The sequence below is a fragment of the Dietzia sp. NPDC055343 genome (assembly GCF_053645265.1).
Map to the genome: position 1 here is coordinate 1 of NZ_JBSHMJ010000018.1, position 21,698 is coordinate 21,698.

General features: G+C 72.9%; 19 protein-coding genes. 10 read left to right on the top strand and 9 right to left on the bottom strand.

Annotated features, from left to right (window positions below; all coding sequences use genetic code 11):
• Nucleotides 1-96: 96 nt before the first annotated feature.
• Nucleotides 97-1,152, bottom strand: a complete 1,056-nt coding sequence (locus ACWIE7_RS10230) for an SGNH/GDSL hydrolase family protein (RefSeq protein ID WP_454058401.1) — start codon at nucleotides 1,150-1,152, stop codon at nucleotides 97-99.
• An 81-nt stretch (nucleotides 1,153-1,233) separates the two neighbouring features.
• Here ACWIE7_RS10230 and truA point away from each other — a divergent pair, with 81 nt between their 5' ends.
• Complete coding sequence (truA, locus tag ACWIE7_RS10235; RefSeq protein ID WP_454069210.1) at nucleotides 1,234-2,127, top strand: tRNA pseudouridine(38-40) synthase TruA; 894 nt, start codon at nucleotides 1,234-1,236, stop codon at nucleotides 2,125-2,127.
• Nucleotides 2,128-2,347: 220 nt separating this feature from the next.
• Nucleotides 2,348-3,433: a DUF695 domain-containing protein gene (locus ACWIE7_RS10240; RefSeq protein WP_452098615.1), complete on the top strand. Its 1,086-nt coding sequence runs from the start codon at nucleotides 2,348-2,350 to the stop codon at nucleotides 3,431-3,433.
• On the opposite strand, the gene ACWIE7_RS10245 is transcribed toward ACWIE7_RS10240, so the two are convergent.
• On the bottom strand, nucleotides 3,387-5,033 hold the full coding sequence (locus ACWIE7_RS10245) for a type VII secretion protein EccE (RefSeq protein WP_454069211.1): 1,647 nt from the start codon (nucleotides 5,031-5,033) through the stop codon (nucleotides 3,387-3,389). The genes ACWIE7_RS10240 and ACWIE7_RS10245 overlap by 47 nt on opposite strands.
• Nucleotides 5,034-5,153: 120 nt before the next feature.
• Here ACWIE7_RS10245 and eccB point away from each other — a divergent pair, with 120 nt between their 5' ends.
• A complete protein-coding gene (gene eccB / locus ACWIE7_RS10250) occupies nucleotides 5,154-6,596 on the top strand; it encodes a type VII secretion protein EccB (RefSeq protein WP_454069212.1) in 1,443 nt (480 codons plus the stop codon).
• A 16-nt stretch (nucleotides 6,597-6,612) separates the two neighbouring features.
• Here the strand turns inward: eccB and mycP are convergent, their stop codons facing one another.
• On the bottom strand, nucleotides 6,613-8,037 hold the full coding sequence (mycP, locus tag ACWIE7_RS10255) for a type VII secretion-associated serine protease mycosin (protein ID WP_454069213.1): 1,425 nt from the start codon (nucleotides 8,035-8,037) through the stop codon (nucleotides 6,613-6,615).
• A complete protein-coding gene (gene eccD / locus ACWIE7_RS10260) occupies nucleotides 8,034-9,566 on the bottom strand; it encodes a type VII secretion integral membrane protein EccD (protein WP_452098619.1) in 1,533 nt (510 codons plus the stop codon). Before eccD ends, mycP begins: the two co-directional genes overlap by 4 nt.
• Before the next feature lie 190 nt (nucleotides 9,567-9,756).
• On the opposite strand from eccD, the gene eccCa reads away from it, so the two are divergent.
• From eccCa to ACWIE7_RS10285, 5 genes are all read left to right on the top strand, one after another.
• Entirely contained in the window at nucleotides 9,757-13,782 is a 4,026-nt protein-coding gene (gene eccCa / locus ACWIE7_RS10265; RefSeq protein ID WP_454069214.1) for a type VII secretion protein EccCa, read from the top strand.
• Nucleotides 13,779-14,654 (top strand): hypothetical protein, encoded by an 876-nt coding sequence (locus tag ACWIE7_RS10270; RefSeq protein ID WP_454069215.1) that lies wholly within the window; start codon nucleotides 13,779-13,781, stop codon nucleotides 14,652-14,654. Before eccCa ends, ACWIE7_RS10270 begins: the two co-directional genes overlap by 4 nt.
• A 109-nt stretch (nucleotides 14,655-14,763) precedes the next feature.
• Nucleotides 14,764-15,084 carry a WXG100 family type VII secretion target gene (locus tag ACWIE7_RS10275; RefSeq protein ID WP_452098622.1) on the top strand — a complete coding sequence of 107 codons (321 nt, stop codon included), beginning with the start codon at nucleotides 14,764-14,766 and terminating at the stop codon, nucleotides 15,082-15,084.
• Between the two features lie 32 nt (nucleotides 15,085-15,116).
• Nucleotides 15,117-15,410 carry a WXG100 family type VII secretion target gene (locus ACWIE7_RS10280; protein WP_295651525.1) on the top strand — a complete coding sequence of 98 codons (294 nt, stop codon included), beginning with the start codon at nucleotides 15,117-15,119 and terminating at the stop codon, nucleotides 15,408-15,410.
• A gap of 194 nt (nucleotides 15,411-15,604) precedes the next feature.
• Nucleotides 15,605-16,474 carry a sulfurtransferase gene (locus tag ACWIE7_RS10285; RefSeq protein ID WP_454058394.1) on the top strand — a complete coding sequence of 290 codons (870 nt, stop codon included), beginning with the start codon at nucleotides 15,605-15,607 and terminating at the stop codon, nucleotides 16,472-16,474.
• A 183-nt stretch (nucleotides 16,475-16,657) separates the two neighbouring features.
• On the opposite strand, the gene ACWIE7_RS10290 is transcribed toward ACWIE7_RS10285, so the two are convergent.
• Together ACWIE7_RS10290 and ACWIE7_RS10295 are read right to left on the bottom strand one after the other, a co-directional pair.
• Entirely contained in the window at nucleotides 16,658-17,479 is an 822-nt protein-coding gene (locus ACWIE7_RS10290) for an HpcH/HpaI aldolase/citrate lyase family protein (RefSeq protein ID WP_454069235.1), read from the bottom strand.
• Nucleotides 17,480-17,581: 102 nt separating this feature from the next.
• Nucleotides 17,582-17,977, bottom strand: a complete 396-nt coding sequence (locus ACWIE7_RS10295; protein WP_454058393.1) for a VOC family protein — start codon at nucleotides 17,975-17,977, stop codon at nucleotides 17,582-17,584.
• A gap of 165 nt (nucleotides 17,978-18,142) precedes the next feature.
• On the opposite strand from ACWIE7_RS10295, the gene ACWIE7_RS10300 reads away from it, so the two are divergent.
• On the top strand, nucleotides 18,143-19,183 hold the full coding sequence (locus ACWIE7_RS10300) for an ATP-binding cassette domain-containing protein (RefSeq protein WP_452098625.1): 1,041 nt from the start codon (nucleotides 18,143-18,145) through the stop codon (nucleotides 19,181-19,183).
• Nucleotides 19,180-20,043 carry an ABC transporter permease gene (locus tag ACWIE7_RS10305; RefSeq protein WP_452098626.1) on the top strand — a complete coding sequence of 288 codons (864 nt, stop codon included), beginning with the start codon at nucleotides 19,180-19,182 and terminating at the stop codon, nucleotides 20,041-20,043. Before ACWIE7_RS10300 ends, ACWIE7_RS10305 begins: the two co-directional genes overlap by 4 nt.
• Before the next feature lie 65 nt (nucleotides 20,044-20,108).
• Here the strand turns inward: ACWIE7_RS10305 and ACWIE7_RS10310 are convergent, their stop codons facing one another.
• From ACWIE7_RS10310 to ACWIE7_RS10320, 3 genes are all read right to left on the bottom strand, one after another.
• Nucleotides 20,109-20,435, bottom strand: a complete 327-nt coding sequence (locus ACWIE7_RS10310; protein ID WP_454069216.1) for a transcriptional regulator — start codon at nucleotides 20,433-20,435, stop codon at nucleotides 20,109-20,111.
• On the bottom strand, nucleotides 20,432-20,935 hold the full coding sequence (locus ACWIE7_RS10315; RefSeq protein WP_454058391.1) for a hypothetical protein: 504 nt from the start codon (nucleotides 20,933-20,935) through the stop codon (nucleotides 20,432-20,434). The genes ACWIE7_RS10310 and ACWIE7_RS10315 overlap by 4 nt, the downstream gene beginning before the upstream one ends.
• 185 nt (nucleotides 20,936-21,120) lie before the next feature.
• Entirely contained in the window at nucleotides 21,121-21,639 is a 519-nt protein-coding gene (locus ACWIE7_RS10320; RefSeq protein WP_454069217.1) for a hotdog fold domain-containing protein, read from the bottom strand.
• Between the last annotated feature and the right edge of the window lie 59 nt (nucleotides 21,640-21,698).

A 21,698-nucleotide genomic window follows, 5' to 3' on the forward strand; every position in this document is an offset into this window, starting at 1 on the left:
TCTCCGCTTCCCGCGGAGACGGGGCCTACGTCGTCTTTCCGGGGCCGTCGTCTTCCCGGGGCTGTCAGGCTCCCGGACCTGCTCATGATCTGGTGGTCACAGCACCGCGGTAACCGCATCCGCCATGGCGGCCTGCCCCTCGGCGGTCGGGTGCATCGGGTGCGAGCCCGTCCCGGCGCCGGTGAAGTCCGTGTACCGCTCGCCGGCCGGGGCGCACGCGTGACGATCCGCGGCGTCGACGGGCATGACCGGTTCCGCGCCGGCCCGCTCGGCGGCGTCCGCGACGAGGAGGTTGATCCGCTCGGTCACCTGGCGGGTCCACGTCACGTCGCCGGGGGCCATGGCGGACACGAACCCGCAGCCGCCGTGTGCCGGTACGAGTGGCATGTAGCCGGTGGTGACGACCCGCGCTTCGGGAGCGAGCTCACCGATGCGTGCGTACACCGCGTCGAGCGCGTCGGGAAGGGCGCCGAGCGCGTCCGTGACGAGCGTCTCCAGCCGATCGCGGCACGGGGCGCCGGTGTCGGCGCGGGTGCTCGTCACGCACCCGGCGATGTCACCGAAGCCGATGTCGTTGCCGCCGATCGAGAGCGTGACCAGGTCCGTGTCGGCCGTCAGCGCCGCGAACTGGGCCGGGATGTCCGGTCGCTGCGCGCCGATCATGTCGCGGGTCCGGGCTCCGCCGCACGTCGCGTCGACGAACTCGACGGCGCCGGGCCCGCCGGTGCGTGCGCTGGAGACATCGCCTGAGGGGCCGCCGCCGAGGCGCTCGGCGACCAGCGCCGGGTAGTTGCGGGTCGAGCGGTAGCACCGCGACGGCCCGGTGGTGGGCGCGTCGACGGGGCCGAACGCGGCGAAGGAGTCGCCCAGCGCGACGTACCGGGAGTACGCGGGCGCGGTGTCGGGACCGGAGCCGGGGGCGGATCCGGAGCCGGACCGCGCCCCTTCGCCGGTGCCGTCCTCGACTGCCGTGGCGCTGCCGGTGGGCGTGGGGTCGGCGGTGGCGTTGTCGTCGTCAGCGGTGCAGGCTCCCAGTGCCAGGGCGGCCGCCGCTCCCGCGGCGAGAAGCGCGGCGCGGGGCGTCGTCCGTGGGGCCGCGCGCGGTGCCGGGTGGCGCGACGCACGGTCAGGGCAGGGCGAGGACGACGACATCTGTCCATCCTGCCGCAGGCGGCGCGGACCGGGCCGGGCGTGTGGCGTCAGCGCGCGGGCGTGGTCTAGCGTCTGTAGTCCGTGAGCACCCGCCGGATCCGCCTCGACGTCGCCTACGACGGCACCGATTTCTCCGGGTGGGCCCGCCAGCCCGGCCTGCGCACCGTGTGCGGGACCCTCGAAACCGAACTCGCGAAGGTCCTGCGGGAGCCTGTGACGGTGACCGTCGCCGGCCGGACCGACGCCGGCGTCCACGCGCACGCCCAGGTCTGCCACCTCGACGTGGACCCCGTCTGGCTCGACCAGCGCTCCCTCGAGGGGCGCCCCGAGCTGCTGGTGCGGCGGTTGGCGCGGCTGCTGCCGGACGACGTCGCGGTGATGGGCGCCCGCTGGGCCCCCGCCGAGTTCGACGCCCGCTTCTCGGCCCTGCGCCGCCATTACGAGTACCGGCTCACCACCGCGCCGTGGGGCGCCGAGCCGACGCGGGCCCGCGACACCGCGGCCTGGCAGCGGCAGGCGGATCTCGACCTGGTGCGGAAGGCCTCCGAGCGGCTGCTGGGCCTGCACGATTTCGCGGCGTTCTGTCGACGCCGTGAGGGTGCCACGACGGTGCGGGAGCTGCAGAGGTTTGACTGGCGCGTGGAGCCGGACCCGCGGGGTACGGATGCGCCCGGGGCCGCCGAGGTGTGGACGGCGAGCGTGAGTGCCGACGCGTTCTGCTGGTCGATGGTGCGCAGTCTGGTGGGCGGCGTGATGGCCGTGGGGGAGGGGCGGCGCAGCCTCGACTGGATCACCGGTCTGTTGTCGGAGACGCAGCGGTCGTCGGCGGTGCCGGTGGCGCCCGCGCGCGGGCTGGCGTTGGTGCGGGTCGACTATCCCGACGACGACGAGCTCGCCGCCCGCAACCTCGTCACCCGCGAGGTGCGGCAGGCTCCGGGGACGCCGGGACCGGCCGGCGGTTCCTGCTGCGGGTAGGAGCCGCGGTCCGTGCGGTTCGCCCGTCCGCGGCGCCCGCCCTGTCCGCACTTCCCGTCTCGTGCGAGCGTCCCTGCGCCGACGCCCCGTGGTGTCGGCACCGCCTCCGACCTGCCGCCGACCCGCCCGGGTGTGGCGCTGCGGGCACAGGTGGCCGGTTATCCGGATACTGGGGACAGGTTGGGCCCACGGGCCCCTGGCACCTGCGGAAGGAGAACAGATGGCGATCGGTGCGGCGCGACCCCGGCAGCTCTCGCGGTCGCTGGACTTCTCCGGAGTACGCATCGAGACCGCCCGCCTGCGGTCCGACCGGGCCGTCACCGCGTTCTGGCGGTGGTGGGCCGAGGGCGGTCGCGGGCGCGCGACCGCGGCCCTGGACTCGGGGGACGGGCGCCGTGTGGTCCCCGAGATCACCTCGCTGGTCGAGGCCATCGACCCCGGGTTGTCGTGGGAGTTCATCCCTGCCGCCGAAGGGGAGCCGCACAGGCTGACCGTCACCGCCGCGGGGGTCCCGGAGCTGCGGGGCGCGGCCCGCAGGTGGCTCGCCTCGGCCCCGGCCGCGGACGCGACGTGGAGCTACGCCGACCTCCGTGAACCGGTCCGCGGCTGCGCGATGTACTTCCGCGATCGCCGCCTGGGATTCGATGAGGCGGAGGTGGTTGTGGATCTGGGGCTGGCGCGGGCGGATATCACCGTGCACCACCCGGGCTTCGCGGGTCTGGTGGGGGCGGACGCGAGCATCGCCGCGTACCTGCTGTTGGACGCGGTCTGCGGCGAGGAGCAGGTGGAGACCTGGGTGGGCGTGATCCGCGCCAATGCGATCGCGCCGGGCGACGACGCGGTGGCGTTGGGTGAGCTACCCCGGATCCTCAGCGAGCTGTCGGTGGACAACACCGATGAGCTGGGTGACCCGGCCTGGCAGATCCTCCACGGCGACACGTGCAGCGGTCCGCTCGTGGCGGTGGTGCGGGTACCGCTCGTGTCCCTGTCCGCCCCGCATTTCGACCGTCACGTGGCCGTGAACGTTCCCTATACGGATGTTGAGGACGGGGGGCTGCCCGGCTCGCTCTCGCTGCCCGGCCTGCGGGATCTCGAGGATCACCTGGTGGAGCGGCTCGAGGGCACCGGGGAGTGCGTGGGCGCGGAGAGTTGCGACGGCGCGCGGCTGCTGCACTTCTATGTGGACTCCACCACCCCGGCACACGAGCAACTACGCGCCGCGGCGTGCGGCTGGGATCAGGGCGAGGTCACCGTCACCATCACGGATGACCCGGGCTGGCGGAAGGTGCAGCACCTGCGGGTGTGAGGGCTGCCGGCCCCACGAACGCCTCCTCGCCGGGGCCCACGACCACGGAGACGCGCACCGACTCGCCCATGCCGGACTCGTCCGCGCGGGGCTCGACCGAGATCCAGCCGTCGATCCGGCCGTCCAGCACCAGATCCGGGGGCGCGGCGGACCTGAGGCCGCGCCCGCCGCGAAGCTCCCAGTCGGCGTCCACGCGGATGACCGTCGGCGGGGTGACGTCGGGTCCTCCCGGGCCGGCCAGGGCGTCGATCCTGGCCTCGCTGAGCGGGCCGTCGACGTCCCACATCACCGCGTCGACGGGAGCTCCCGCGTCCGAGGCGTCCGGGTGGACGATCCGGTACCGGGCCTCGTCGCCGATCCGCAGCAGGGGCCGCCACCGGTCGGGCACATCGGTCACCACCGCGATCCGATAGCCGGCCGCCACCGCGCGAAACGCGACCTGGCGACAGACCGGGGGCCTGGCCGTGAGGAGCACCGACCGCAGGTGCGGCCCGGCCAGCTGGACAGCGGCAGCGCCGCCGTCCCGAGTGGCGCCGAGGATCTGTCCGGCGCCATGGGCGGGCAGGGCTGCCTCGTCGAGCCTGTCGATGCGGCGCCGGTCGAGACAGCCCGAGACGGTCCCGGGCATCGGCTCGCCCGGCACCGGGAGCACGGCGGGGTTCGAGAGACGGTGGCATCCGGACGTGACCTCGTCCACGGCGCCGTCGGAGATCCCGGTGAGGCCGACGGTGGTCACCGTGTCCACCACATCGGTGCGACCCGGGACCCGGCGAAGGCGTACGACCTCGGTGATCTCGGCGGCACGGACCGCGGCGAGTCGGTCGCTCACCACCCGCGGATCCGCGGCCGGGCGCAGGACCAGCCCCCGCCCGTCGCCCGGGCTCGCCTCGGCCTCCACGTAGAGCTCGGCGAGTTCGGTGGCGTCGAGCACCCGGCACGGCATCCCGTGGTGGACCAGAGCACGGCGCACCCGCTCGGTCGCCACCGCCACGGCATGGTCCAACGGCGCCTCCGCCCCCGCGGAGCCGCGCAGCGCGAGCGGCGCCAGGTCGAAGCGGAGCAGCAGGTGGACGCTCCGGTGTGAGATCAGGGCCAACGGCCCGACGAGCTGCGCGTACACCTCGCCGTCGTCGCCTCGTGCGGCACGCCGGCCGCGCACCACGACGTCGATCCCCTCCATCACGATCCCACCCTGGTCGAGCTGCCGCGCGATCGCGGCGAGCGGCAGGCGGCCGCCGCGGTGATCGCCCGGGGCATCGCGCCCCACCACGGTCGGGACGTAGGCGCCGGAGGAGATCTCGACGGCGGTCGTGACCACGCTGTCGCCTTCGACACAGCCCACGACGGAGCGGTCCGGTGCGCGCAGATCCACCACGTCGACCGGCACCTTCCGCGGCGCCGGATCGCGCGCGAGCAGCGGGCGTCCGCGACGTCGCGCGGCGACGACCGCGGCGATCCCACACGCGACCAGCAGTTGCACCCACGGCTGCAGCGACGCCGGGCTGAGGACCGTGAGCAGCACCGTGGCCGCCACCGTCGCGGCCAGTCCGAGCAGCGTGGGGACCGCCGACATGAGCTCGTCCTCCTCGCGCACCGACATCCGCCGGTCGTCGCGCCGGACGGCCCGGGATGACCGGCCATCAGGACCGGATCGTCGCGTAGCCTACCCCCGGTGACCCCGGTCAAGGGGCGTCAACATCGGGCGAACGAAAGGCGGGGCGTGCCGCTCAGACCCACGACCAAGGCGCAGGTGGACGGGCATCGCTTCCTCGCCCGGCGAGCCCGCCACGCGGTGGTCTCGCGTGACGTCCGGATGCTGCACGACCCCCTCAAGCGCCAGGCGACAGGCCTGACGGTCGGGGTGGTCGCGGCGGTCGTGGGCGTGGCCGGGGCGGCTGTACTGGCGCTGCTCGACCCGGCGCCGGACGTCGACCGCACCGCGATCATGGTGGGGCGCGACTCCGGTCAGATGTATGTCCGTGCCGGTGACCGCGTCCACCCGGTCCACAACCTGGCCTCGGCGCGGCTCGTCGTGGGCGAGCCGGCCGAACCCGAGACCGTGCGCGACTCGGACATCGAGGGCACCGCCCGCGGCGGACTGCTGGGTATTCCGGGGGCGCCCTCGGCGCTGCCCGGTCACCGTGATGCTGACGCGGCCGCGGCCGTGTCGTGGTCGGTGTGTGACGAGGTCGCCGACGCCGACCGGGGCCGCCCGCGCGTGGTGGGCACGAGCGTCGTCGCGCGGGAGGGGGCCGGTCCGGGACGGGAGACGGATGCCGACGAGATCGTGCTGGTCGAGACCGGTGGCGAGGGGTGGCTGCTGCGCGACGGGGCGCGGGCGCGTATCGATCTCGAGGACTCCGACCTGCTGTCGATCCTGGGGCTGGGCGGCGTGGACCCCCGCCCTGTGACGGCGGCTCTGCTCGACCCGCTACCGGAACTCGACCGGGTCGCCCGGCCGGAGATCGACATGATCGGCGAGCCGGTCGACTACGGGTTGGCCGGGTTGCGCATCGGGCAGGTCTTCACCGTGGACACCGCGAGCGGGCCGCGGGCCCACGTCGCCCTGGCCGACGGGGTCCAGGAGGTGGGGCCGGTGCTCGCCGACGTGATCCGGTCGACCTCCACGGTCGGCGCGGTGGTGGACATCGCCCCGGATCGGATGGGGGTGCCGCGCTCGGTGGCGCTGGACGTCGAGGCGTTTCCCCGCACCCGGGCCTCGGTGTTGGCGGCGGCCGATTCCCCGGTGCTGTGTGTGCGCGAGGCCGCCGACGGGGACGCGTCGGTGCGGCGGATGGCGATCATCGCGGGCGCCCCCGCCCCGGGTCCGACCGAGGCACGTCCGGTGGCGGGTGCGGACGGCGCGGGGCCCGCGGTGGACGCCGTGGGCGTCCCCGGTGGCGGCCTGATGGTGGCCGCGGCGGGGCGTGGCACCACGACGCGCGGCGCGGTCACGACGATCGTCGCCGACACGGGGGTGCGATTCGACGTGCCGGACGACGAGACCGCCGCGGTTCTCGGACTCGGCGGCGTCGCCGTGCCGACGGACGGCGGCATCCTCGACCGGCTGCCGGCCGGACCGCGGCTGGACCGCGCCACCGCGCTCGTCAGCCGCGACGGCTCGGACCTGACCCTGGCCGGAGACGAGCAGCCGACCGGCTGACGCCGCGGTCGACGGGTCAGCGCGAGTCGTCCCGGGGTCGGAGCAGGACCACGACCACGAGCGCCGCCGCCCCCAGTGCCAACGCCCCCGCGGCCACGAGGGCCCCGCTCCCGGTTCCGGGTGGGCCCGGCTCGGGGGACGGCGCCGCCAGGGTGGTGCTCGCCGGGGCGGGGCGTCTGGTTCCGGGCCTGCGGACTCCGGTCACGGCCGCCACCGGATCCACCACACCGTGGCCGATGGCGTGGTCGTGGCCGCCGGCCGCGGCGATGGTGGTGTTCTCGATCCTCTCGATCACCTGACGGGCCGTCAGCCCGGGGTGGGCCTGCCGGACCAGTGCGGCGGTGCCCGCGACGAAGGGGGCGGCGAAGCTGGTCCCGCTGATGGGCGCCCGTGAACCGTCGCCGCCCACGACCAGGTCGGAGACCCCGGCGCCGTCGGCGCCCACTGACCGTAGGTCCACGGCCGGGGCGGCGACGTCGACCCACGGTCCGCGCAGCGAGAAGTCGGTGGGACGCCCGGCCGGGTCCACGCCGCCGACCGTCAGGACGTGGTCGTCGTACCAGGCGGGGGAGGCGATGGTCCGGACGCCGGACCAGCCCTCGTCGCCCGGGACGGACGCGTCGGGTCCGGCCGGGTTCTGGTCGCCACAGGTGTCGCCGACGTTGCCGGCCGCCGCGACCACCACCACGTCGTGGTCCACCGCCGCGTAGCGGATGGCGCCGCCGAGGGGGTCGTCCGCGAGCGCCGTGTCGGCGGGCACACAGGCGACCTCGGAGATGTTGATGACGTCGGCCCCCGCGTCCACCGCCAACCGGATCGACGTCGCGAGCGTCGTCAGGGTCCCCACCCCGCCACCGGTGCCGACGGGCGCCCCGTCCATGCCGACCCCGTCGCCACTGCCGGGGTCGCCCGCCCGTCCGGCCGCCCGCGAATCGGCGCGCAGGACGCTGCTGGACTGGCGGATCGAGACGATCTCGACGCCCGGCGCGATGCCCGAATGCCCCGTCTCGTCCTCGGCGGCGGCGAGGACACCCGCGACCAGGGTCCCGTGGGCGTCGCAGTCCTCGGTCCCGTTCCGGCCGGGCACCACGTCCCCGGCCCCGCGCACCCTGGGCAGGCGCGGGCCCGGGTTGACGCCGGTGTCGATCACGGCGACGACCTGTCCCTCGCCACGCCCGTGGATCCACGCGTCGCGTAGCTCGGCGGCGGTGGCCGCGGCCGGCGGCGACGACGGAGAGAGCACCGCCGCGGTGGTGCGACACGGCCCGTCCTGGCGAACCGGCCCCGACGCGAGGCCGGTCGCCCGGGGCACCGGGCCGTCGACGGTCGGCGGCTCCACCGCCGACGCGAACGCGGGTGTGCCGAGCTGCGCGACGAAAATCGCCAGCGCGACCCGGGCGCCGGCGGAGAACCCGGCGGCGGGTGCCAGGGCGCGTCTCATCGTTGGCGCACGAGTGAGTAGACGTCCATCGCGCCCACCGCCAGCGGCACCACGAGGCAGATCGAGATCGCCTCGACGACCCCCACCGCACGAAGGGTGGCAGGGGAGGGGTCGACGTGGGGCAGGACCGAGGCCGCAACCACGACGGCGACCGCGACGGCGACTGCGGCGGGTACCACCACCCCGACCGGCGACGCCAAGGACAGCGCGGCGCCCACCAGGACCCCCGCGGCGAGCACCAACGCCGCCGCGAGCAGCACCGTGGTGTGGACGCGGTCGGAATAGCCGAGACCGCGCAGGACGAGGACCACGATGAGCACCAGGGCGAGCGGCGCCGCCCAGCGGCTCGCCGCGTCCCCGGACAGGGCGGTCAGCGCGCCGGACGTGCACACGGTCACGGCCGCGAGCAGCAGTCCGGTCAGCCAGGAGCGGGAGGTGAGGAACCGGTGCCGCAGCGCCTCGGGTGTCGGGAGCTGCCCCTGTGGCCGGCGGGCATCGGCCATCCGGGCGTGGAGGTCGTGGTCGATCTCCTCGAGGTCGCCGTTCGCGACCTCCTCGCCGGGTGCCGGCACGGGCGGGATCGGGATGCGTGCGGCGGACACGGCGAGTCGCGGAGCGGCGGTGAGCAGCAGGAGGCCGACGAGCACCGCCCCGGCCCCGACGGAGCCGGCCGGGATACCGGCCACCGCGACGACCAGCGCCCCGACCGCGCCGACGCCCAGTGCGATCGCCGCGGCGAGGTAACCGGCCGCCATCCCGTATGTCCCGGTTGTCGGACGGAACACGGTGCAGCGCAGAACAGTCGCCGCGACCGCGCCGGCGGTACACGCGCCCAGGATTGTGCCGGGCCCGGCGGGCGGGGGCCCCGTGGTCCCGGCGGCGAGGACCGTGAACCCCACGACGACCGACCCCGCGACCGCGTGCGCGGCGCCCGGCGCGGGGGTACGGCGCAGGGCGATCACCGCGGCCAGGCCGAGCAATGCCAGCACCAGCGAGATCAGTGACGTGAGCAGCCCACCGCGCGCCGACCACTGGATCCCGAGGGCGAGAGCGGCGGCCACGGCGGCGACCCCCGCCGTCGCGGTGGCGGTCAACACCGCATCCCGGCGGTCCCAGACCGGGGACCGCGCGACGTCGGGCTCGGTCAGTCCCTGCAGCACGTCGTCGAACAACGGCGCCGGCGTGGGCACCGGGCGGTGGTCCAGCACGAGGATCTCGCCGTCGTGCACGCGCTGTTGCGCAAGCGTCTCGGACACGGCCAGCGGACCCCCGGCCAGGCGGGAGAGTTGCCAGGACCCACCGGTGCCGCCACCCATCCGCGCGTCGGCGTCCACGCCGGAGCCCGGCCCCGCGGCGACACGGACGTGGTCGCGGACCAGGTCCACGACCTCCGGGATCACCGAGACGAGCTCGAGGTGGGCCGGCAGACTCACGTCGACGCGCGTGGACCGGCACACGATCGACACACGCCGCTGATCCAGCGGTTCGACGCCCGCGGCGACCTCACGGACCTCGCTCTGTCGTGTCACTGCCGGACCTCCCACTCGGTGCACCCACCCTGGTCAGCCGTGCCCGACCTCGCCGGTAGGTGACCCGTCAGTACGTGTACTGCCCTAACATCGCCGTTCGATACGCGGATCATTGTCGGCGTCCGGGGTCGTTCGTGGGGGCGTCAACTCGTGGCGCCCGCCGGTCTGCAGCTCGCGAGGGGGTCGGGTCATGGGGGACGTGGTGTTCACGCGTGCCGGGAAAGTCGCCGCGCCGCCGGTGCCGCAGGGGGAGGTGGCGCTGCAGGCGCCGCCGGACCTGCCGCGCCCCACCCCGCGCCCGCTCATTCAGATAGTGTTGCCCATCGTCCTGGTGGTGGCCGTGGTGGGCATGGTCGTGGTGATGATGCGCACCGGGATGATGCGTAATCCCATGTTCCTGCTGTTCCCGGTGATGATGGCGGTCTCGGCGGTGGGCATGCTCGCCGGCAGCCTCGGCGGCGGCGGCAAGACCGTCGAGACCGACGAGCTGCGCAAGGACTATCTGCGCTACCTGGGCCAGACCCGGGACACGGTGCGCGGGACGGCCGCGGCGCAGCGGGCGGCCGCCCTGTGGCGCCACCCGGATCCGGTCGAGCTGCCGGCGATGGTCGGAACCGCCCGCATGTGGGAGAGGAACGACGACGACCCCGACGACCTCACGCTCCGCGTCGGCCCCGGGCGGCAGTCGCTCGCCACCCCGCTCAGGGTGCCCGACACCGGTCCGGTCGACGACCTGGAGCCGGTCTCCGTGGTGAGCATGCGGCGCTTCGTCCGGGTGCACTCGGTGGTCGATGACCTGCCGGTCGCACTCGAGTTGCGGGCGTTCGCGGCACTGTCGCTGGACGGAGAGGTGGCCACCGTGCGTTCGGCGGTCCGCGCGATGCTCGCGGGGTTGGTCCTGTCCCACGGCCCGGGCAGGGTGCGGGTCGCGGTGGCCGCGAGCGAGGGGGAGGCCCGGCGGGCGTGGGAATGGCTCAAATGGCTTCCCCACCATGAGCATCCGGTCTACACCGACGGCGGCGGGCGGGTCCGTCTCACCGAGTTCTCGTTGGCCGGGGTGGAGTCCATGCTCGGCTCCGAGATCGCCGAGCGTCCGACGTTCTCGCCGAGTGCGGCGCAGGTACCGGGACGGGCACACCTCGTGCTCGTCGTCGACGGCGTCGGGGTGACCGGCGCCGAGCGGATCCTCGCAGAGGACGGACTCGACGGCGTCACCGTCATCGAGGTCTCCGGCAGCCGCGCGGGGCAGCTGCGCGACCTCGCCCTGCGCCGCGGCCTGTGTCTGCGGGTTGACGACGACGGCGTCGCCCGCATCCGCACCGACAGCGGCGACGAGGACATCGCCCGGGTCGACGCGATGAGCCCTCCGGAGGCGGAACGGCTCGCCATGGCGCTGTCCCGCTACCGCCCCGCGGACACGGTCACCCATGCCGACGGCTCCACCACCACCCGGCGCGCACCCGGCCTGCCGGACCTGCTCGGGATCGGGGTGGCCACACAGGTCGACCCGGCGGTCGCCTGGCGACGTCGCGGTGAGCGCGACCGCCTGCGCGTCCCGGTGGGGGTCAGCCCCGACGGGGCGCCGGTCGAACTCGACCTCAAGGAGGCCGCGCACGGTGGCATGGGGCCGCACGGGCTGTGTATCGGTGCCACCGGATCCGGGAAATCCGAGTTCCTGCGCACGCTCGTCCTGGGGCTGGTGGCGACGCACGACCCGGACGCGCTCAACCTCGTCCTGGTGGACTTCAAGGGCGGCGCCACGTTCCTGGGACTGGAGCCGCTGGCCCACGTGGCCGCGGTGATCACCAATCTGCAGGCCGAGATCACGATGGTCGACCGGATGCGCGACGCCCTCGAGGGCGAGCTCACCCGGCGCCAGGAGATGCTGCGCGCGGCGGGGAACTACGCGAACGTCGGCGAGTACGAGGCCGCCCGCGCCAGGGGGGCCTCGCTCGACCCGCTGCCCGCCCTGGTGATCGTCGTGGACGAGTTCACCGAGTTGCTCTCCTCGAAGCCGGAGTTCGCCGAACTCTTCCTGACGATCGGCCGACTGGGTCGAAGCCTGCACATCCACCTGCTGCTGGCCTCGCAGCGGCTCGAGGAGGGGCGGTTGCGCGGGCTCGACAGTCACCTCTCGTATCGCATCGCCCTCAAGACGTTCTCGGCCACCGAGTCACGCACCGTGCTGGGGGTGACCGACGCCTATCACCTGCCCGCGACCCCGGGTGCCGGCTACCTCAAGGTGGACGCCGGCGACCCCGTACGGTTCGACGCCGCCTACGTCTCCGGACCGTACCGGCAGGACCGGCGACTGGACGGTTCGTCCGTCGCGACCCCGGCCGCCCGGGCGACCGTGCGGCCCTTCACCTCGTGGTACATGCCGGTGCCGGCGCCGGCACTGCCGCCGGTCGACGACGCCGCCCTCGCCCCGCCCACGCCGACAGACGACGACTCGGCGAGCCTGCTCGACGTGCTGGTCGGAAGGCTCACCGGGCATGGCCGACCGGCCCACGAGGTGTGGCTGCCCCCGCTGGCCGAGGGTGCGCCACTCGACGCGGCGGTGGCCGCCGAGCCCACGGGCGCCGGACAGGCGGGCCCGGGGGGCGGGCCGGCGGCGCTGCGGTTCCCGCTCGCCGTGGTGGATCTGCCGTTCGAGCAACGTCGCGCCACCTGGACGGTGGACCTGTCGGGTGCGGACGGCAACGTGGCCGTGGTGGGCGGGACGCGCGCCGGGAAGTCGACGACCCTGTGCACCCTCGTGCTGTCCGCCGCGGCCACGTCCGAGCCCGACCGCCTATCTGTCTACATCGTGGACCTGGGCGGCGGGCTTCTCCGGTCGGTCGCCTCGCTGCCGCACGTCGGCGGCGTGGCCCAGCGAGGTGACGAGGAACGGATCCGTCGCACGGTCGCCGAGGTCGACGCCGAGCGGCGCCGCCGGGAGACCGCGTTCCGCGAGTCGGGCATCACCTCGGTCGAGCAGGCTCGTCGTCGCACGGTCGATCGGGACGGACGGCCGGTCGCGGAGTTCCCGGACGTCCTGCTCGTCGTCGACGGGTGGCAGGCGCTGCGCACCGAGTACGAGGACCTCGAGCAGGTGGTGCTCGGCCTGGCCGCGGACGGACTGTCGTACGGGATCCACGTCGTCCTGTCCGCCGCACGCTGGGCCGATCTGCGGCCGGCACTGCGCGACGCCCTCGGTACCCGGGTCGAGTTGCGGCTGGGTGACCCCACCGATTCGATGATCGACCGGCGGGCGGCGATGGGCGTGCCGGTGGCACCGGGCCGGGGGTTGACCCGCGACCGCGAGCACATGCTGGTCTACCAGCCCAGACTGGACGGCCGCGTCGACCCCGGCGGCATCGCCGACGCCACCGCTGACGCCGCGCGGCACCTGGCGGCGCGATGGCGCGCGCGGGTCGGGGACGTGGGCGCGGCGCCGGTGCGCATGCTTCCCGAGGTCCTGCCCTACGAGCAGGTGGCGAGCCTGGCCCGCCCCGGGCCGGACGGTGGCCGCACCCGACTGCCGCTCGGGCTCGACGAGTCCGACCTCACGGTGGCCTACGCCGACCTCGAAGCCGATCCGCTGATGCTGGTGTTCGGCGATTCCGAATGCGGCAAGACCTCTGTGCTCCGGTCGCTGGCCCGGGGGCTCGTCGCCGGGAACGATCCCGCCCACGCCAAGCTCATCGTGGCGGACTACCGGCGTTCCATGCTGGGGGAGTTCGACGACACATACCTGGCGGGCTACGCCGCGACCGAGGGCGCGTTCGTGCCGATGGTCGAGCATCTCGAGCGCATCCTCGACGAGCGCATGCCGGGTCCGGATGTGACGCCGGATGAGCTGCGGTCGAGGTCCTGGTGGAGCGGCCCGCGCATCACCCTGCTCGTCGACGATCTCGATCTGGTGATCACCGGTGCCGGCAACCCGTTGCAACCGCTGGCCCGATTCCTTCCGCACGCACGGGACATCGGACTATCGGTGGTGCTCGCGCGTCGGAGCGCGGGTGCCTCGCGCGCGATGTACGACCCGTTCGTCAGCAGGATCCGAGACCTCGGCGGCGCCGGGCTCATCATGTCGGGCAGCCGTGAGGAGGGACCGCTGCTGGGCGGCGTCCGCCCGGGCCCGCTACCCGCCGGACGCGGAAGGTTCGTCACCCGCGACGGCGGTGCGCGCCTCGTGCAGACCGCACTGGCGAAGCCGGGGCCGACCGCATGACCGGCTCGGCGCCGGGAACCGCGGCGGCCACCGCGACCGGCCCGGTGGCCGGGGCGGGCCGGAGCGACGGTGCGGTGCTCGCGGTGGACCTCTCCTGCTCCGGACTGGCGGTCGCCTCGGCTACGGCGTCGGTGGTGTTGGACCCGGTCGTCGCACCGGTGTCCGTCCTGGCCGCGATGGACGGTTCCTCGTTGCCACCGGGCGGTGATCGCCTCGAATGCTCGGAGAGGTCGGAGGCGGCGGCCGCGCGGTTCCCGGATCGCTGTCTCGCCGACCCGGCCCGGACAGTGCACCGGAGTCGGGTCGACGTGGCCGGCCTGTCCGTCCCCGTGGCGGAGCTGCTGGCCGCCCCCGTCGCCCGGGCGTTGCGGTGGTCGGGCGACGCGGGGGAGGACGTCGTGCTCCTGGCGCCCAGTGACTGGGGGGTCAGCCGGACGAGCCGGCTCACGGCCGCTGTCCGCGATCTGGGAGTCGAGGCGCGCGTGGTCAGGTCGGCGCTGGCCACGGCGGAGGCCTTGTCGTCGTCGTCCTCCCGCTGGGCCGTCTGTGTGGAGACCTGCCGGACCCGCACGACGGTGGGACTGGTCGAGCGCACCCGCGCCGGGCTCACCCTCGTCGACCGGGCGGTGGTTCATCGCCGGGACCCCGCCAGGGACGGCCTCGTCGACGACGAGGTGCGGCGGATCCTCGACGCGATCGCCGAGGTGCGGCGGAGGCGTCGCGAGGCCGGGACCGGGTCCACCGAGGTGTTGGCCCGCGGCCGGCTCGCCGAGCGGGTCGTCGACGCCTGTGACCGGGCGAGGTTGCTGTCGTTCGTGGTGCCCCCGATCGCCCCGGCGGACGCGGCCTCGCGGCTCTACGCGGCCTGGTGACCAGACCGGGCCAGGTTTCTTCGAATAGGTGGAACCGACCGGGCACACGGGTGCGTCGAACACTGTGACGGACCCAAGAGGCATCCGCACGACTACAGGGGAGGCAGACATGACCGGTTTCAATACGCATATCGGGACCATGGACACCGCGGCCAAGAGGGTCGATGAGGTCAACATGGAGATCAACCGGCTGCTCGGCAACGTCCGGGATTCCGTGTCCCAGCTGGGCGGCGGTGTCTGGCGAGGCGCTGCCCAGGCCCGGTTCACCCAGATTATGTCCGAGTGGCAGCAGCAGAGCGCCAAGCTCAACCGGGCCCTCGAGGGCATCTCGGAGACGATGCGGGTCAACAGCTCGTCATTCGACGCCGCGGACCAGGAGTCCGCTCAGCTGATCTCCAGGGCCGGCGCCGACGGCCCGCTGAAGTTCTGATCCACCCACACCTTCGAACGGGGAGAACCGACATGACCTCAGGACAGATCACCTACAACCACGGCTCGATCGACGCGCTGGTGGGGCAGGTATCGCAGGCCTCCGTCCAGCTGCGTGGCACCCTGGACGACCTCAAGCAGTACCTCGCTCCGCTCGTCGCCGAGTGGGAGGGCGACGCCGCGGTGGCCTATCAGATGCACCAGAAGGACTGGGACCAGGCGGCGGCCGCGCTGCAGGCGATGCTCGCCGAGATCTCGCAGGCGGCGAATCAGGGCAACCAGGGGATGGCGGACGCCGACCGTCTCGCCGCGCGGGGCTGGGGCTGAGCCGGCGCACGCCCTGCGAGGGGCCCCTCACGCCGGTGCCCAGTGTGTCGGCGTGAGGGGCCTCGTCCTCGTTGTGCTGCCGACATCGAGCGGACGGCACGGGCCCACGCGCCGCCCCTGAGAGGGCCTGCACGGATGCCGAAAACAGACAGATCTGTCTATGGTGGGGTCATCCCCTCGAGAAAGGACATCCGATGACTCCGCTCAGTGTGAGCCCCCGGTGGCTGCATGACCATCTGAACGACGAGAACCTCGTCGTCGTCGACGCCACCAACCATCTCCCCGTCCCCACCGACGGCCCCTACGTCCCCGAGTCCGGCGCGCAGACCTACCGCGCCGAGCACATCCCCGGCGCGCTCTTCGCCGACCTGTTGGGCGACTTCGCGGATCCTGCTGCCGCCGAGCCCTGGACAGCACCCGACCACGAGCGGTTCGCCGCGGCGGCCGGTGCCCTCGGGATCGGCGACGGTGCCACGGTCGTCGTCTACGACCAGCACGACGGCTTCTGGGCCACCCGTTTCTGGTGGCACCTGCGCTACGAGGGCTTCGATCAGGTGACCGTCCTGGACGGCGGGCTCCCGGCGTGGAAGGCCGCGGGCTTCGAGGTCACCGACGTGGTCCCCGAGCCGACGCCGCGCACCTTCACCGGGACGCGACGACCCGGGTTAATCCGGTCGACCGACGAGGTCGCCGCGAACCTCGACGACGAAGGGACCGTCCTGGTCAACGTCCTCGACGAGGCCACCTACCGCGGCGAGGTCGACACCTACGCGCGCCGGGGGCACATCCCCGGCAGCATCAATCTTCCCGTGTTCACCCTGCGTGATCCGGCATCCGGCGCCCTGCGGCCGGTCGAGGAGCTGCGGGCGGAGTTCGAGAGCGCCGGACTGCTCGACACAGACATGCGCGTCGTCACCTACTGCGGTGGCGGCATCGCGGCGACGGGCGTAGCCCACGCGCTCGCGCTCGCGGGCCGCGATGATGTCGCGATCTACGACGGCTCGATGACCGCATGGGCCGGGAACCCGGAACTGCCGCTGGTCACCGGCGAGAGCCCTCGCTGACGGCGGAGCGTCCGCCGGATCGGGATCGGTCGCGATCTGGCAGGCATCGGCCGAGAGGCTACCTGCCGGATCGCGACGGGATCTCTCCGATCACGACGACGATATTACGAATCGCGACCGATCCGTCGATGCACGGGCGCGACCGCCCTGGGCGGCGGGTGATCGGGTCGGCGGATGAGGGACTCAGCGGCTGCCGGCGAACGCCTGGGCCAGGCGCGAGATCTTCTGCGCCCGGGCCAGCCGCGGCAGGTCCGAGCCGTCGCGGCAGCGCTCGCCGCCGGGGCCCAGCTCGTCGATCACGGACTCGGCCCACGAGACATCGGCGGCCGACGGCGCCAGCACCTCGTTGATGTAGGGGGCCTGGTCCACCCGCAGGCACAACTTGCCGGTCATGCCCATCTCGACGGCGTGCTCGGCGGCGTCCATGAGAACCCGCGTGTCATTGGAGATGGTCGGACCGTCGATCGGCGGGGCCACGCGTGCGATCCGGCTGGCCACCACGAACTGCGAACGGGTGTAGGCCAGCGCGATCTGCGACGAGCCGATGCCGGTGTCGCGGCGGAAGTCGCCCACCCCGAACGCCAGCCGGACGACCTGCTCGGACGCCGCGATCTCCGCAGCCTGGGCAAGGCCGTCCGCCGATTCGACCAGGGCCACGATCGGGGTGTCCGGCGCCAGCCGGGCGGCCGTGAGAGCGACGTGCTCGGGGTTCTCGGTCTTGGCCAGCATCACGCCGTCCAGCCCGGGGCAGTGGCCCAGCGCCATGAGGTCCTTCTCCCACTCGGGGGAGCGGACGTCGTTGATCCGGATCCAGGCGTGGTTGCCGGCCTCGAGCCACTGGCGGACCTCGCGACGGGCGCGCCCCTTCTCCGACTGGCGGCAGCCGTCCTCCACGTCCAGGACCACGACGTCCATCTCGGACTGTACGGCGGCGTCGAAGCGTTCGGACTTGTCGGCCGGCAGGAGCAGCCAGGAACGGGCGATCGTCGGCGGGATGGTCGACATGGGGCTCATCGGTACCGGTCATCCTTTGCTCGAGTGGTGTCGCTCGGTGGACACTTCACGATACGCGGAGCGTGCTCCACCACCACAAACGGGAACAGGTTCCTACATGTCGGGAGCGGTAGCCAACTGGATGAGATTGCCGCAGGTGTCGTCGACGATCATCGTCCACACCGGCCCCGTCTCGGTCGGTGGCTGCACGATCCGGGCGCCGCGCTCCTTCAGTTCGGTGTGCACCCGCTCGATGTCGTCGACCTCGAACTGCGCGGCGGGGATGCCGTCGGCGTGGAGCGCGGAGGTGTAGGCGCTCGCCGCGGGATGCTGGTCGGGCTCGAGGAGTAGCTGCGTGCCGTCCGGTGCGCCGGGGTCCACGACGGTCAGCCAGCGGTACTCGCCGGCCGGGATGTCGTACTTGACGGCGAACCCGAGCACGTCCGTGTAAAAGCGCAGTGCGCGTCCCTGGTCGTCGACGTGGACGGAGGTCATGGTGATGCGGGGCATGTACCCGAGCCTAGAGCCGTCCTGGCAGGCACCGGGTCGTTCTTCGCGAGGCGCACCGGCGCGTCGGTGGCGGCGTGCCCCGCGGCGTCAGGCTGGTGACAGAACGTGTCCTCATCAACCTGGGGAGTTATTGACTGCGCGACGGTCGGGGTCCACTCTTTTCTGGTGACCACCCCAGCGCCCGCCGCCAGCGCGACCCCGTCAGCGCCCGCTATCGAAGCCGAGAACCTCGTGAAGAGATTCGGCGATTTCACCGCGGTCGACGGCATCTCCTTCTCCGTCCCCACCGGATCGGTGCTGGGTCTGCTCGGTCCGAACGGGTCCGGCAAGACCACGACCATCCGCATGATGACCACGCTGAGCCCGCCCACGTCCGGAACCGCCCGCGTGGCCGGGTACGACGTCCTCCGCCGGCCCGCCGAGGTCCGCAAGGCCATGGGGCTCACGGCGCAGGCCGCGACCGTCGACGAGTTGTTGACCGGGCGAGAGAATCTCCGTCTCATCGGGGACCTGTACGGACTGCCGAAGAAGTCGGTCAAGGCCCGCGCGGACGAGCTGCTCGACAAGTTCTCACTCACGGACGCCGCCACCAGGGTGGCCAAGAGCTACTCCGGCGGGATGCGCCGCCGGCTCGACCTCGCGGCCAGCCTCGTGGCGGCGCCGCCGGTGCTGTTCCTCGACGAGCCGACCACCGGTCTCGATCCGCGGTCGCGCAACGAGCTGTGGGACGTCCTCCGGGGTCTCGTGCGGGACGGCACGACGCTGCTGCTCACCACGCAGTACCTCGACGAGGCCGACCAGTTGGCGGACAACGTGATCGTGATCGACCACGGCAAGGTCATCGCGGAGGGGACGCCACTGCAGCTCAAGGACCGGTCAGGTGCCGCGAGCCTGGTGATCACCGTGTCCCGGCCCGAGGACGTGGACGGCGCGGCACGGGTGCTCGCCGGACGAATCGAGGAGTATCACGTCGACCATGACTCGCGCCGGATCACCGCGCCGTCGGAGGGTGTGTCGGCACTGGCGGGCATCGCCTCCGCGTTCTCCGAGGCCGGCATTGAACTCGACGACATCGGACTGCAGCGCCCGAGCCTCGACGACGTCTTCCTCTCCCTGACCGGCCGCAGGGCCGAGGAGCCCGAGGCTGACGCGTCGAACGTCGGAGACGGCCGGGACGAGACCACCGAACAGGAGCAGCGGGCATGAGCACCGTAGTAGACCCCACCGCGGACGCGTCCGCCTCCAGGGCGTTCAGCGTCCCGGCCCGGCCGGACGGGCCCTCGTTCGGGCGCCAGGTATCGGCGCTGGTGCGCCGCAACCTCTTCCATATCCGTCGGCAGCCGGAGAACCTGGCGGACGTCACCATCCAGCCGGTGATGTTCGTGCTGCTGTTCGCGTTCGTTTTCGGCGGTGCGATCGCGGTCTCGAGCGGCGACTACCGCGAGTGGTTGCTGCCCGGGATCATGGCGCAGACCATGGCGTTCTCGTCGTTCATCGTGGCCTCGGGCCTGTGCAACGACCTGAACAAGGGGATCATCGACCGCTTCCGCACGTTGCCGATCCAGCGTTCCTCGATCCTCATCGCGCGCAGTGCCTCCAGCCTCATCCACTCGTCGATCGGCGTGGTGGTCATGTCGTTGACCGGCCTGCTCGTGGGGTGGCGGATCCACACGGGGATTATCGACGCGTTGCTGGGCTACCTCGTGCTGGTGGGCTTCGGCTTCGTGATGATCTGGATCGGCATCGTGGTGGGCTCGCGGCTTAAGACGATCGAGGCGGTCAACGGCGTCATGTTCACCACGACGTTCCCCATCACGTTCCTGGCCAACACGTTCGCGCCGCCGGAGTCGATGCCGACGTGGCTCCGCGCGTTCGCGGAGTGGAACCCGCTGTCGTCGGTGGTGCAGGCGATGCGCCAGCTGTGGGGTAACGCCCCGGCCGTCGGGCCGGACGCGGCGCTCCCGCTGCAGTACCCGCTCGCGGCGTCCCTGATCTGGATCGTCGGCCTCACGGTGATCATCGCCCCGATCGCCATCAAGGCCTTCGACGCCCGCACTCGCGACTGATCTCGCCGCCACCGCTGATTTCTGCCACGGCCGAGTTCCGCGCGGGTCCCCGCTGCGGCGGGCGACTACTCGCCGTCAGGCAGGCCCTCCGCGGCCGCGGCCAGCTCACGCAGCGCCTCGAGATGACCGGCGAAAGCGCGCCGGCCGTCTCGGGTCAACGACAGCCACGTCCGCTGACGCCCGGTGTCGCCCCTGGCCTTGGACGTGGTGGCGAACCCGGCGTCGGTCAGGGCCTTGAACTGCTTGGACAGCACCGAGTCGGCCACGCCCAGCTCGTCACGCACCGTCCCGAACTCAATCGATTCCACGGGCGCGAGCAACGCGCAGATCCGCAGTCGGTGCGGGGCGTGAATGGTCTCGTCGAATCGCGGTGTCGGCCGGCGGTCCCTCACCGGCGCGCCTCGGGGGCGGTGGCCGCGCCGGAGCGGATCTCGGCGCGCATCGCCGCGTCCATCCCGCGGCCCAGCACGATTGTCCCGACGAGGATCACCACGACGAGCAGCGCGGTCGTCCACCCGGGCAGGCCGCGGTCGGTGAAGGACGGCACCAGCGAGATCCCGACCACCGCGACGACCATCACCAGGTAAGCGAACCACCAGCGCAAGGAGACGGGGCCGAGGTTCCGGATGTCCACCCACAGCCCCGTCACGCGTTGGTAGGCGGAGACCAGCAGGCCGATCGCCGCGGCGCACGCCACGGCGACGGGGATCCGGACGGCATTGTGCAGGTCGAGCGCCCCCACCAGCACGAGCGCGGCGAGGATCGTGCCGAGTGCCGGGTGGTACCACCACGGGGTGATCAGCCGGTCGGCGACGGAGCTGCGGGTCGCTGCCACGTCGGCCAGGGCGTCGCGGGGGTCATAGTCGGGGCGGGGACCGTTGTCTCTTTCCATGATGGAAACAGTAGGGGTTCATTTCCGTTTCCGCAACGGAAAGTAAATGTCGAGGCGACGGCCGGGCCGGCCACGGCTACCGCGCGGACGACTGCGCCCACGACTGCGCCCACGACTGCGCCGACGACGACAACGGCCGGCGCCCGCTATGCGGACACCGGCCGGCGGTGGTGAGGCTGCGCCGATCAGCGCTTCTTCGTGGGGGATACGCGGATCGTGATGCTGCCGACCACGGGCTCCACGCCGGCATCGTCGACGAACGTCAGCGGCACCTCGATCTCCTCGCCGGAGGTGATCGACCCGAAGTCGGGGATCTGCTCCCACTCGGCGGTCACTGTCATGCCGCCTGTCGACTTGGCGGGGTAGCGCACGTTCATGCCCACGGGGATCCAGCGGTGCGTGGTGGGCACGGTGGCCTCGGCGAGCATGCCCATGGCGAACTCGGCGAGGTTGCACGCCGCGATCACGTGGAAGGTGCCGATGTGGTTGCGGTTGCCCCACCAGCCCGGCCCGCGTACGACGCAGCGCCCGGGGCGCATCTCGGTGACGTGCGGTAGGGCGGTGCGGAAGTAGGGCGCCTTGAGGCTCACCGCGGCCGTGAACAGGCGGGAGCCGAAGGGGAGACGGTTGGCCTGCTGCCACAGCCTGTAGGTGGCGGTGCTCGCGGCGGCGCTGACGGCGGAGGTGGGGGAGCTGTTGGTCACGACGACGAGGTTACCCGCCAGTAAGTTCTGTGCCTAGACCGAAGCCCCGTCCTGACTTG